The sequence below is a fragment of the Lentimicrobiaceae bacterium genome (genome assembly GCA_023227965.1).
GTDB lineage: Bacteria > Bacteroidota > Bacteroidia > Bacteroidales > JALOCA01 > JALOCA01.
Genome location: JALOCA010000033.1, coordinates 24,487 through 37,293, shown reverse-complemented (window position 1 = coordinate 37,293; position 12,807 = coordinate 24,487). Strand labels below are relative to the sequence as shown.

Annotated in this window: 15 protein-coding genes and 1 pseudogene; 13 read left to right on the top strand and 3 right to left on the bottom strand. The window is 36.7% G+C overall.

The annotated features are described in order from the left end of the window. The 4 genes and pseudogenes from M0R21_10745 to M0R21_10730 all read left to right on the top strand — a co-directional run. A partial coding sequence (locus M0R21_10745; protein ID MCK9618296.1) for a D-Ala-D-Ala carboxypeptidase family metallohydrolase occupies positions 1-1,352 on the top strand: 1,352 nt, incomplete at its 5' end. Positions 1,353-1,370: 18 nt separating this feature from the next. Next, complete coding sequence (locus M0R21_10740) at positions 1,371-1,991, top strand: hypothetical protein (GenBank protein ID MCK9618295.1); 621 nt, start codon at positions 1,371-1,373, stop codon at positions 1,989-1,991. A gap of 211 nt (positions 1,992-2,202) precedes the next feature. Further along, a pseudogene (locus M0R21_10735) lies at positions 2,203-2,472 on the top strand (RHS repeat-associated core domain-containing protein). A 653-nt stretch (positions 2,473-3,125) separates the two neighbouring features. Next, positions 3,126-3,674 (top strand): hypothetical protein, encoded by a 549-nt coding sequence (locus tag M0R21_10730; protein ID MCK9618294.1) that lies wholly within the window; start codon positions 3,126-3,128, stop codon positions 3,672-3,674. A gap of 17 nt (positions 3,675-3,691) precedes the next feature. Here the strand turns inward: M0R21_10730 and M0R21_10725 are convergent, their stop codons facing one another. Then, positions 3,692-3,850 (bottom strand): hypothetical protein, encoded by a 159-nt coding sequence (locus M0R21_10725; protein ID MCK9618293.1) that lies wholly within the window; start codon positions 3,848-3,850, stop codon positions 3,692-3,694. A gap of 176 nt (positions 3,851-4,026) precedes the next feature. Here M0R21_10725 and M0R21_10720 point away from each other — a divergent pair, with 176 nt between their 5' ends. Both M0R21_10720 and M0R21_10715 read left to right on the top strand, forming a co-directional pair. After that, a complete protein-coding gene (locus M0R21_10720; GenBank protein MCK9618292.1) occupies positions 4,027-5,679 on the top strand; it encodes a hypothetical protein in 1,653 nt (550 codons plus the stop codon). Positions 5,680-5,685: 6 nt separating this feature from the next. After that, positions 5,686-6,282, top strand: coding sequence for a hypothetical protein (locus M0R21_10715; protein ID MCK9618291.1), 597 nt, complete (start codon positions 5,686-5,688; stop codon positions 6,280-6,282). 39 nt (positions 6,283-6,321) lie between these two features. Here M0R21_10715 and tnpA read toward each other — a convergent pair whose 3' ends face one another. Next, the gene (gene tnpA, locus M0R21_10710; protein MCK9618290.1) at positions 6,322-6,762 is read right to left on the bottom strand and encodes an IS200/IS605 family transposase; all 441 of its coding nucleotides are present in this window, start codon (positions 6,760-6,762) and stop codon (positions 6,322-6,324) included. 149 nt (positions 6,763-6,911) lie between these two features. On the opposite strand from tnpA, the gene M0R21_10705 reads away from it, so the two are divergent. The 6 genes from M0R21_10705 (at position 6,912) to M0R21_10680 (ending at position 11,136) form a co-directional block, all read left to right on the top strand. After that, on the top strand, positions 6,912-7,862 hold the full coding sequence (locus tag M0R21_10705) for an RHS repeat-associated core domain-containing protein (protein MCK9618289.1): 951 nt from the start codon (positions 6,912-6,914) through the stop codon (positions 7,860-7,862). Between the two features lie 4 nt (positions 7,863-7,866). After that, positions 7,867-8,298: a hypothetical protein gene (locus tag M0R21_10700; protein MCK9618288.1), complete on the top strand. Its 432-nt coding sequence runs from the start codon at positions 7,867-7,869 to the stop codon at positions 8,296-8,298. Between the two features lie 95 nt (positions 8,299-8,393). After that, positions 8,394-9,326 (top strand): hypothetical protein, encoded by a 933-nt coding sequence (locus M0R21_10695; protein ID MCK9618287.1) that lies wholly within the window; start codon positions 8,394-8,396, stop codon positions 9,324-9,326. After that, positions 9,326-9,820 (top strand): hypothetical protein, encoded by a 495-nt coding sequence (locus M0R21_10690; GenBank protein ID MCK9618286.1) that lies wholly within the window; start codon positions 9,326-9,328, stop codon positions 9,818-9,820. Before M0R21_10695 ends, M0R21_10690 begins: the two co-directional genes overlap by 1 nt. A gap of 138 nt (positions 9,821-9,958) precedes the next feature. Next, positions 9,959-10,393 (top strand): hypothetical protein, encoded by a 435-nt coding sequence (locus tag M0R21_10685; GenBank protein MCK9618285.1) that lies wholly within the window; start codon positions 9,959-9,961, stop codon positions 10,391-10,393. 194 nt (positions 10,394-10,587) lie between these two features. After that, the gene (locus M0R21_10680; protein MCK9618284.1) at positions 10,588-11,136 is read left to right on the top strand and encodes a hypothetical protein; all 549 of its coding nucleotides are present in this window, start codon (positions 10,588-10,590) and stop codon (positions 11,134-11,136) included. A gap of 63 nt (positions 11,137-11,199) precedes the next feature. Here the strand turns inward: M0R21_10680 and M0R21_10675 are convergent, their stop codons facing one another. After that, a complete protein-coding gene (locus tag M0R21_10675) occupies positions 11,200-11,862 on the bottom strand; it encodes a DUF2461 domain-containing protein (protein ID MCK9618283.1) in 663 nt (220 codons plus the stop codon). A 122-nt stretch (positions 11,863-11,984) separates the two neighbouring features. On the opposite strand from M0R21_10675, the gene M0R21_10670 reads away from it, so the two are divergent. Next, the gene (locus M0R21_10670) at positions 11,985-12,803 is read left to right on the top strand and encodes a hypothetical protein (protein MCK9618282.1); all 819 of its coding nucleotides are present in this window, start codon (positions 11,985-11,987) and stop codon (positions 12,801-12,803) included. Positions 12,804-12,807: the final 4 nt, after the last annotated feature.

Below are 12,807 nucleotides of genomic sequence, written 5' to 3'. Positions count from 1 at the left end.
CCGTATATGAAAAAGATGTACAAAACAACGCAACCATGAATTATGTATATACCGACTACTTGGGTTCGTGGTTAAAAATTACCAATGATGCAGGGGCGGTAACAGACAGTTACAGCTATGATGCGTGGGGACGGCCGCGCGACCCGGATACATGGCAAATACTGGAGATAGATATTACTGATGCCCTTGTAAACCGCAATACCACTCAGCCCCGTTTCGACCGTGGCTTTACCGGACATGAACATATGACTAACTTCGGACTTATAAATATGAACGGGAGGTTATATGACCCCTACCTGCAACGGTTCCTCAGCCCGGATAACGTTGTACAATCACCCGGAAATGCTCAGAATTACAACCGGTATTCATACTGTCTTAATAATCCGCTGATGTATGTTGATCCTACAGGATGGAACAATGATGATCCTGATGGCAAAGGTGATGACGAAGACAGTGGCGGCTCTGGTAGTACTGATAATGGTTCAAGTTATTTAGAAGCGATGACAGACCGTTATGCTTATGAAAATGCCGGTTTTTGGTATCGTGGTGGATATATGAGGTATAGCGAAGGAGGCTGGTCGTATTCTGCACCAAGCTTAAGCAGTAACGGAGGCTGGGGCGCATCTGCCTTACCGGCAGGAATACCAAGAGGTTATCATTATGATTATATTACCGGGAGCTATCATAATGCAAATGGAGAATATGTTTCCTATGGCGAGGTGTATAATAATTATATTTTGCCAAATGCTGTTACTGTTACATCTGAGCAAGATATTTCCAGTGTTTTATCCAATGTATTTCCCATGGTCTTTGGAAAAAAGAATGGAAAAGATGGCATATGGGTTCAAAGAAGCAACTGGAGCTTAATGCAAAGGGAGGGAGAAGTGGGCTCTTTGCCATTTAGTTTCTCTACACCTGGTGAAGTTATTTGTACCTTTTTTGCTTTTCCCTCAGGACAAGGGGGTAGTGTTGATTTTGGCAACTATAAAATATCATCTAATGAATTAAAGGGACGGCTACAAGACTTTGCCGATCAGATGGGCTATGATGTTACAGTTGTTGGAGGAGACAGAAGCGCAGCAAGAAATGCATCGGTAGGGGGGTCAAAAGGAAGCAGGCACTTATATGGCGATGCTGCTGATGTAGTTGTTAGGGGAATACCAAACAGAGATGTAGCTATACAAGCTCAGGCTTCAGGATTATTTAATACAACAATATATTATCCAAACTATAGTACTCCCGGCGCATTACCACCACATGTTCATGTTGATTTGAATCCAAGGCATGATAATTTACTAATGATATATAAAATAGTAAACGGTTCAAATAAGTATTTTCCATGGAATCCTTAATATTTAAAAATAAAAGTTATGAAACAGAAATTAGTTTTCATTGCAATGCTTATAATCGTAGCATGTAATAATACAAATCAAAATGCTTTGGTTGAAAATGCTCTTAAACCTACTCAAAAAGCATGGGATTTTAAAAAAGTTGATGGTATGTTTCTTATTTTTAATGACAATAGTCGTATCAATACAAGACTTTATGAGATGAACTACTTAGAATCCATAGCAGACAGTAATGGCATTACTTATTTTGTTGTGTCAGGTAGAACATGCAAAGAATGCGATGAGAATATCTCTGTTTTTATAATCAGTCCTAAAGATACAATAAAGCCACTTATTGAATTGCCCAAATATACATATCCCGGAAAAGAATTTGATTATGAAAACAATGAATTGATTTTTGAATCAAGATTATTTGTGGGTAATTGTATAAATAAGGAAGAGAAAACTATCAGTTTAGTATGGGTTCAAAAGGCAAAGAATAACAATAATAAGCTTGATAGTTTAATCTTTATTGTAGATATCCTTAATGGTAAAATTAGAGAAAGAAAGATACAGCCGCAAACTCAAGAATACATTAGCAATTTACAATACCTGAAAAATTGCAGAGAGATTAAAGGCGTTGAAACCACAAGTGAACCATAAAAATAACAAAGCCCGGCGCAGTTCTGGACTTTGTCATTACTATAAGTAAGATTGTTTAGTTCTAAAATCCCGGATATAAGCCCATGCCGAGCTGCATTTGCAATTCCGCTCATAATAATGCAAAATTTGTAATTTCGCAATTACAATCAACGATATGCCAACAGGTTGTCAGATAAAAAACCAATATGCCGCCCCGGGCCTGCCGCAGGTAATGGAATACCAGCATTACTATCCCTTTGGCATGCAGTTGGAAGCCTTGGGCTATACCTCCGGTGCAGATTTAAAGAATAATTACCTGTACAACGGCAAAGAATTACAGGAAGATTACGGCCTTAACTGGTACGATTACGGAGCCAGGATGTATGACCCGGTGATTGGTAGATGGACCACCGTGGATCCGTTGGCAGAAAAAGGAAGAAGATGGAGCCCATATAATTATGCACTAAATAATCCAATACGGTTTATTGATCCGGATGGAATGGAAATGACTGATTTTTTAGATAAAGATGGTAATAAAACACTTCATGTTGAAGATGGTTCGAATGCCGTTTTCAAACTTACGGGAAATGATAAGACTGATGAATATTTTAAATTTACTGGAGAGTATAGTAATCAAGGAGGAAAAAATGAAGTTAGTGTAGAGGGAGCGGTAGCTGGGGCTCAAGATTATGTTACAAACAATTACGACAAATGTAATCAATCCGTGAACTTTGTAGGGCGAACTTATGAATCTGCCACTGAAGCACAAGGTAAAACTGTTGATAATATCGAAATTGTAAATGGAAACTCTTTAGCTCGAGGGATTACGAATGATTTGGCTAGTAAAGTTACTGCTGAAAAATCCGTAGCTTCTGCCCAAGAATCAGCTGGTAAAGGCAATCTAGTTGTTGGCGCAAATGGAGGTCATGTTGTAACCATGACAACAAAAACATTTGATGTAACTCGGTATAATACTTCTGGTTCTATAATTGAAAATAAACAAATTATAGGCGGTAAAACAACTAATGTAAATGGAAGTCCTCGACCAACAAACATTGGCCCCGGAAAATTAAATAGTTTCCAGAATCCCAACTACTCAGGAATGATTTGGTATTCTCTACCTGCTAAATAAATTAATTACAACATTATATGCGAATGAAATATTTTATTCTGGTTCTATTTGTAGTATTCTTATCTTGTCAAAGAAAACTGACTAAAACAGTAGAAAATGCAGGAAGTGTTTATAGCCAGTGGATAACACACCATGATACGATTGATGCAGGTTTTATTATAGAGTTTAAGTATCCGAATAATATCACAGTTGCTCGCTCAATAGATAATTGTCTTTGTGTCGGCGTTAATACCGAACATTACGATGAAAACGAAGCTTCATTTGAGGATAATACTAGGCAATGGTGTATTTGTATGCAAGATACTGCAGATTACTCAATAAACTATTTAATTTCTTCATGGAAAACCGTATTTAAAGGAGATGTTATAGAAAAGAGAGATACTGTGACGATTGGAAATTTAAAAGCACTTCGTGTAATCTTAAGGAGTAAAGAACCAAAAGCTTCCTATAGACAATTGATTTATCTAAAGAAAGATTCAACTTTATTTGAGGTTATGAATGTTGATGAATCAACAAGTAAAGATTTTGAGGTGTTTTGTGAAAGTATAAAGATTGAAGAAAACCGTAATTAAAGAGGATACTCTGTTTCTTAAAAGCCCGGACTTGCCGGGCTTTTTTGTTTATATGCAGCAATATTTTTTTGCAGATAATCATTAAACCGTTTTTTAGAAACAAAAGTCTCAATCAGCTTGAGCAGGATGCCCTTTTCTTCCTCGTTCAGCTCGTTAATGAGCTGTAATTGCTCCAAGACACTGGCTGAGTTGCAAATATTTTTCCCGGCTAAGCGGAATTTGCAATTCCGAAAAAACCGGCAGCACTTTTGGCCCTTGTTTACAAAAAACCGACTATCTTTACAACATCCGTGGATGGCTTACCCAGATTAATAACCCGGGTAATTTATCCTCTGAAAAAGACCTGTTTGCTATGCAATTACTTTATAGCCAGCCACAGCCGGTAGGAGGAAGCACCCCGCTTTACAACGGCAATATTTCTGCCATGCAGTGGATAAACAACCACAGCACCGATGCCTATGCCTATAACTTTACCTATGATGACGCCAACCGTTTAAACAGTGCCTTGTTTGCACAAAAAAGCAGCGGCGGAAGCTGGACTTACGATAACTCTTTTTCCGAACAACTTACCTACGATGCCAACGGAAACATTCTTACCTTAAACCGCTATGCCGACAACGAAGTGAAAATTGACCAGTTAAATTTTCATTACCTGAGTGGAGAAGCAAGCAACCAGATAAGTTATATCACCGATGCTATGGGCGATGTGGCAAATGTTACCGATTACGCAGGAAGCACTTCCACCCAGCAAGGATATTTTTATGATGCTAACGGCAACATGACCTCGGATGCAGATAAAAACATAACCGCTATCAGCTACAATTACCTTAATAAACCAGAACTGATTGACCTTACTTCCGGTAATAAGATACAATACACCTACGATGCCACCGGTGCGAAGCTGGCAAAGAAAGTACTGGCAGGTAGTGCCGTTACCGGCGGGACGTATTACCTTGGTAATTTTGTTTATAACCAAAACGGTGTGCTGCAATACATCCTTACCTCCGAAGGACGCTTAGTACCTACCGGCAACACTTACCGTTACGAGTACTTTATGAAAGACCACCTGGGAAATACCCGTGCTACCTATGCCGCTGCCGCCCCCGGCCTGCCGCAGGTAATGGAATACCAGCATTACTATCCTTTTGGCATGCAATTGGAAGCCCTGGGCTATACCTCCGGTGCCGATTTAAAGAATAATTACCTTTACAACGGCAAGGAATTGCAGGAAGATTACAACCTGAACTGGTACGACTACGGGGCAAGGATGTACGACCCGGTAATTGGTAGATGGAGTACTGTTGACCCAATAAATGAAAAACATTATGATTGGACTGGTTACACATACACTTATAATAATCCTATTAAATTTATTGATGTATTAGGATTGGACACTTTTAATATTAACATTAATAATCGACAAATTAATTGTATTGAAGTTAAGGATAGCAAATCACATACTTTCGTTGTTTCAAATGATGGAAAACAAGTCCAAACATATACTTTAGGGATAAATGAAAAGGGATTAGTAAAATTTCCTGATAGTGGAGAAGGATTTGGAAGATATGGAAAAGAGGATGAGGGAGGCGATCATTACTTAAATCCCGAAACAGCTGCAGCAACTTTCGGACTTGTAACTGAAATGAAGGAAACATCTAATAGTGGTTTTAAAATTGATTTTGGTGATATGTCGAATGAAAACGGAGGTGCACCAGGAGGAGACCATAAAATGCATGGTGGTGAAAACGGTTATTCTGGAGATTGTATTGATTTCCGATATTTAAATGAAGATTATCAGAGTTTTCAAGGAAAAGTAACAAATTCAAACTTTTCTGCTGAAAGTAACCATTCATTTCTTGAAACAGCAGGCAAATGGGGGTTTACAAAAAATTATGTTTCAAATATGGATGTTTGGAAAGTTGGAAACATTCCATTAATTGTTAATGGTAAAAAGATAGGTGGTCATAATGATCATGGACATTTAACGTTTATTAAAAAGAAATAAATTGATATGAATAAGTTGCTTTTTTTATTTTTAACATTTTCCCTTTGTTGCTATAGCCAAATAGAAAAAAATAAGGAAAAGTTGAGTAATAGTTTGAAAAATTACGACATTAAAGAGAACGAAACTATTATTGATAATTTGAAAAACCTTCAAATTGATTCAATTAACGATATTCCAACTTCATTAATAAAGTTTTTAAGTAAAAAATTTCCCAACTATAAACTACCTACTATCGAGGACTATGCTGAAGGATGGAAACCTTCCGCTGATAATAAAAATTTACCTTTTATTACTTCAAGTGATTTTAATGGTGATGGATATTTAGATTTCTCAATATTCCTTTTAAACCCTCAATCAAAAGAATTAACTCTTTTTGTATTCCTTAGGATAAATAGTGGCTATAAATATTTTATATTAGGTAATTACAAAAATGTTAAGAAAATAGAAATGATTCTTTCAGTTGAAAAAAAAGGGAAATGGGACGCAGCGGAGGAAACAATTGATGTCTTAAACGATGGAATTCTTGTCGAAAATTTCATTGAAAGCGAAAGTATTGCCTTTTATTGGGATGGCGAAAAATTTATTAAATTTCTTTTTGAATGAATGACCCCGGGGCAAGCCCCGAGGTATCTTAAAGAAAGATCACCACAAACTAAGCTGTTGAGTATGCAATTGATTGTATTTCATTCCCTGATTCTCAACATACTTCTTTATAACTTCCGTGTTGCCATATTGACCAACCGTATTCGCATAGTATCCACTTGTCCAGAAACTGCCACCCCACAATGCTTTCTTCACTTCTGGAAATCTGTGAAAAATCTCTCGGGATGTGATGCTTTTTATGATCCTTATAATCTGTCCTACAGACATCGTCGGTACCCCCTGAACCAAAAAATGAATGTGGTCTTCATCTGTGCCGATCTCTACAAACTCTATTTCAAAACGATCGCCAATCTCCAGGCTGATATCTTTAATCGCCTCACCAATCGGGCCACTTATCACTTTCCGTCTATATTTCACCGGAAAAACCAAATGATACAAAAGAAGTGTTTTGTTATGCCGTTTGTAGATATGTTCATCCATTCAGCAAATTTACGCTTTTCAAGCGTATCGAAAACCTTAGGTTTTCAAACTATCCTCTTTTACCCCGGGGCAAGCCCCGAGGAATTTTATTGATTAAAAAATTAAGTGTCTCAAAAATAACCGGCAACACTTACCGTTACGAGTACTTTATGAAAGACCACTTAGGTAATACCCGTGCCACCTATGCCGCAGCCGCTCCCGGCCTGCCCCAGGTAATGGAATACCAGCATTACTATCCTTTTGGCATGCAATTGGAAGCCCTGGGCTATACCTCCGGTGCCGATTTAAAAAACAATTACCTGTACAACGGCAAGGAATTGCAGGAAGATTATAACCTGAACTGGTACGATTACGGCGCAAGGATGTATGATCCGGTGATTGGAAGGTGGAGTACTATTGACCCGAAAACAGAAAAACGCAGTTGGGTAAGTCCGTACAACTATTGCCAGAGTAATCCAATTACAAGGATTGATGCAAATGGCATGTTAGATGATGATATTTATTATAATAAGCAAGGGCAAGAAATCTATAGGGTAGTAAATGATAAACCTGATAGAAATTTTGTTATAAAAACATCTCAAACTACAAACGAAATATACCCTAATAAAGGTGAAGAAAGAGGATTTTCTTCACCTATTTCAAAAGAAGCGGCAGCAATGACTGAATCAGAAATTTCGAAAGGGAATTTGAAAGGTGACCACATGAAAAACGTAATTCAAATTGCATCTCCAAGAACCATTGGAAAGATGATGGAAGTTGTTAAAGATAATGGTACAGGTGGAACAGTAGCTACAAATAACCGTGAATATGGGGGAATCCTTAATAATGGAATGGTTACATCTGCAAAACCGGGAACCGCCGGAAATTCAGCTTCAGGAAAAAATGCATCTATTGTTGGAGATCTTGATTTTCATAGTCATCCAAGTGGAACTACAAAAGTTGCTGGAGGAACCGCAAGCTGGGTACAACCACCTTCAAAAACAGATATAAATACAGCTACAGGGAAAGATTATGTTTTTGGAATGGGGAACGGAACAATATATGTATACATAAGAAATGGTGTAATAGCAACCATACCAATGTCAATATTTAAAAAGTAAAAATATGAGATATTTGCCATTATTTATAATAAGTTTGATTATTCTATCTTTTAAAGGTTCTGATGAAACTGAAACATCTAAACTTTATCAACAAGCGTTATGTGCTCATTTGTCCACGGGGGATAAAATTGACACAGTTTATATAATGAAAAGTTTTGATATTAAGCTTCCATCAAAGATTAAAAATTATCATATTATTGATGTTACAGATAGCTTGGAGTTTTTTTTAAAAAATAAAAAGAGCCTCTATGTGATAAAACTTTTACCCATTGAAGTAAATCAGGGAAACATTGAAATAGGAATGATTGATTATGGAGTAACCAAAGAAAAAGGAGAAGTGATGATGGCCTGGTCTGGGAGTAAGATTTTTACATATAAATATAGTACAAAAGCAAAACAATACAAACTAATAAATATTAAGAAATACACGATATAGTGAAGTGGCACATCAAAAGTTTCCGGCTGAGCGGAAAATATTTTTCTATTCGGAATAAAGAGAAATTTGTAATTCCGCAAATACAATAAACGAATATGTCAACAGGATATCAAATAAAAGACCAATATTCCGCCCCGGGCCTGCCCCAGGTAATGGAATACCAGCATTACTATCCCTTTGGCATGCAGTTGGAAGTCTTGGGCTATACCTCCGGTGCAGATTTAAAGAATAATTACCTGTACAACGGCAAGGAACTACAGGAAGATTACGGCCTTAACTGGTACGATTACGGGGCAAGGATGTACGACCCTATAGCACTTCATTTTACTACTATGGACCCATTAGCAGACCAAAGAAACTGGGTAAGCCCGTATAGTTATTGCCAGAATAGCCCAATTGTTCGTATTGATCCGACTGGAGCACTTGATGATAATTATACTGTTGACGATCAAGGAAATGTTAACCTTGTTGAAAAAACAAACGATAATTTTGATGTGCTGTATACAAAAGAAAGCTGGGATAATGGGATGAAAGATAATTCTATAACTGTTGATAAAGGGATTTTGGATAGTAAATATTCTCAGTCAGTAAAAGACCCTCGTGATGATAAATGGTATAAATATGATGTGCTTAAAGTAAGAGGGGATGATAAAGCAAAAAATCTTTTTGAATTTGTGGCAAAAAACTCTAAAGTTGAATGGAGTAGATCAAGGGTAGGTGTAGAAGGAGATCAAGGGCTTAATTATATTACTACTACTCGCGAATCAGGCACAGATTATGGCGGTTATGGGTTGTATACAACTCAACTTTACACATATACTTACAGAGGAAATGACCATAGCCACGACAATAACACGACAACTATTTCGCCAGGAGATGTTGGTTTTGCAACAACGATTCAAATGTTACATCCAAATGCGAAATTTAACATCTTTACTCCTAATGATGGCAAGTATATGCCTTTTAATCAATTCTCGATACCTGGTAACTTGCCAATGTTTGAAATAATAGCACCAAAAGTAAAATAATGAAATCATTTCTAAAACATTTATTGATCATTCCATTAATTTTTAATGGCGTTTTGTTTGCTCAATGCAATAAATACGACAAAGAACTGACTTTATTAAAAATTAAAAGTCAGCAACTTGATTCGGTAATTACTAATGCTATTTGTTGCTTAAAAGATTGTGATTATTATTCTAAGGCTATTGTTTTCAGTATTGTTATAATTGAAAAAAGCGATAGTGTATTTATTGATTTGTCGGCAAACTATGATTTAAAAACAACACTTATTTTCGAACAGTATGTTAATCTTTATGGGTGTTTTTATTATAAAGAACATTTATTTGTTGTTTTTTTAAATAATCCGCCTATTAACTTTTTTGAAACAACAAAATCTAAAAGAAAGTTTGTTATACATGATATTGGTTCTCCGGTTTCAGACTATCCGGAATGGCTTTATTTGTATACAAGCAATAAATTTATTCTGAAGAAATTAGTTAATGAGTGTGGAAATAAGTAACCCCGGCTGAGCAGAATTTGCAATTCCGCTCGGAACATAGCGGAAATTGCATTTTTGCAATTACAATAAACGAAAATGCCAACAAAGTATCAAGAAAAGATCAATATACCGTTCAGCGGAGATTAAGACAATATTAAAATGAAAAACATTTTTATTTTTTTTACATGCATTCTTTTTATAAGTAGCACTTGTGAAAGAGAAGATAGTGATTGTCACAAGACGATTCAGTTTATAAATAATTCAAATAAATCATTGTATTTAATGGGAGATTTATATTACCCAGATACTTTAGATTTTATACATTCATCAAGTCCAGAGCCTGAATCAACAATTTATAAAGTTTATCCAAATAAAAATAATACTAAAGCTTTAAGACGTAGGGTTTGTTTTGAAGATGCTTTTGATGATGGAATGTCAATTCCATCAGACACCTTAATGGTTTATGTATTTGATGCCGAAATAATAGAAAAAATACCATGGAGTTCTGTAACGCATTATTATTTGGTATTAAAGCGTTATGATTTAAGCTTACAAGACTTACAAAGAATGAATTGGACAATAACCTACCCATAAAAAATGAAAAAGATCAATTTTCTCTTGCCCGCTCGTAATAAAGCAAAATTTGTAATTTCGCAATTACAATAAACAAATATGCCAGTCAGAGATAAAATAAAAGAACAAGATTCTGCTTACGCCGAAGTAAATTTATATTATTATTGGTACTTTTGGAAATAATTCTGTTTCACAAAGGACAATCTTAAACTAAAATGTATAAAAAAATTTTATTGCCAATATTTTTACTGACCATGTTCATCTTTCATTTTGGAGCATATAGTCAGTCAGGTGTACATTATGGGATACGCTACTCTACTTCATATACAAACAAGGCACTGCATTATATTCCGGCACTTTCATTCGAATATAAAAGGCATAATTTATATGCAGGCTCACATTATTCTTGTTTAAAAAAAATTATAAATGGAGATCCTGTTGATAAATATGAAAAAGAAGCATTCGGTATAAACTTAGGTTACAGGTATTATTCCGACGAACAATTTAAGAACTTTAAAATATTCGGGCAGTTTGATTTTTTAATTTACCAATTCAAGTACAAGGAATACCAACTTGGTCCACCTGTTTACACAAGACACAAAAAACTAATTGTTGAAAATACGGCATCTATCGGTGCCCAATATACATTTAAGAGATTCCATTTGTTTACAGGTGCTGGAATAGGTTCTTATGACGGTTTCTTTTTAATGATAAATGAATTTACGCCAAATTGTTATCTGGGAATAGAGTATGAGTTAAAATAAATCCCCGGCTGAGCGGTCCCGGTAGTCTGGAGAGCAAAAGCTAAAAACCAAAAACCAGAAATATTACCCTTCAACTGCCCTGCTCAGAAAATCGTTCAGGGGCTTCATAGCTTTAAATACGGCGATTGTATAGTCAACAAGTGCATCCGAAAAAAGCATTGCTTCAGGCAATGTATGCAGAATGGTATAACTGCGATACTTCAACAGGTCAATATCCGGAAAATCGGCAGGAAAATCCCTGGGCGGTTTTTTCATTTTATCGAAAGTATCCATTGCCCCGAAATAACGTAGAAAATCCAAATGGTTAAGTATGCCTTTAAATTCCTCCACATGAAAATATACTTCCTGGCGTAGCTTTTTCTGTACATCCGGCATGGGCATGTAAATTCCTCCTCCCAGCAACGAGTTGCCCGGTTCCAGATGAAAATAATATCCTGCTTTAAGGCTTTTTCGTCCACCAGGAGCCAAAAATGCACCGAAATTAATCTTGTATGGCGATTTATCAGCCGAAAACCGTACATCGCGGTAAATCCGGAAAAGACAATCCCCGGGAGTAAGCCCGCCTATTGAAGAATCAAATCTCAGCACTTCGGCTATCAGCGTAGCAACATATTTTTTAAATTCAGCAGTTGCAGCATCAAAACGTTTTCTGTTTACCTGAAACCATTCGCGGTTGTTGTTTTCCTTCAGTTCACTCAAAAAATCCAGTATGAGTAGTGTATCCATAATGCAGATATTTTTGAGCAAAAATACAATTTCCTTTTTTATACCGCATTGCTTTTCTCCAGACGATTATCTTATTGCTTTTTCCAAAATAATTGCATATATTAGCAGCCAATTCATGAAATATGAGAAAAGGGGTTCTCATACTGGCAGGTTGCGTTCTGTTATCGGGTTTCATTATCGCGCAACGCGAGCATTCCCCGGTTGGCAGTCGTTCGGCGGGCATGGGTGGCATCGGGCTTTACACCGGAGACGTGTGGTCGGCTTACAATAACCAGGCGCTGATGACCCACTGTGAAAAAGCCACATTGGGATTTGCCTACAAAAACCAATATCTGCTGAAAGAAACGGCTATGCAATGTGTAGCAGGTGTTTTGCCAACGCATTCAGGAACGTTGGGTTTTTATGTGAACTATTTTGGCTATTCTTCCTACAACGAACTGACTATGGGGCTCGCGTATGCAAAAACATTTGGAACAGGTTTTTCCGCCGGGATAGGTCTCAACTGGCTGCGCACTGCGATAGGCGAAGGCTACGGAACCAAAAACAATTTCACCTTCGAAGCCGGTATTTTTGCCCGGCTCTCCGGTCAGCTGGGTGCAGGAATCCATGTTTTCAATCCTTTAAATGTAAAATTGTCGTCTTACAACGATGAATGCATACCTTCGGTTTACAATGTTGGGTTGGTTTATTTCCCCATAAAACAATTGACTATAAGTTGTGAAGCCGAAAAAAGCCTTTACCATAAAATCAACATCAAAGCCGGAATGGAATATGCTCCCGTAAAGGGTATTTTCCTTCGCACAGGAATATCTTCAAACCCTACATTATTTTGTTTTGGATTTGGAATTACTTACAAGCAGTTTATCCTCGAAATAGCGACACAATATCACCAGGTGTTGGGATATTCTCCGCAGGCATCAGTTATTTATTCTTTTAATTAAAATT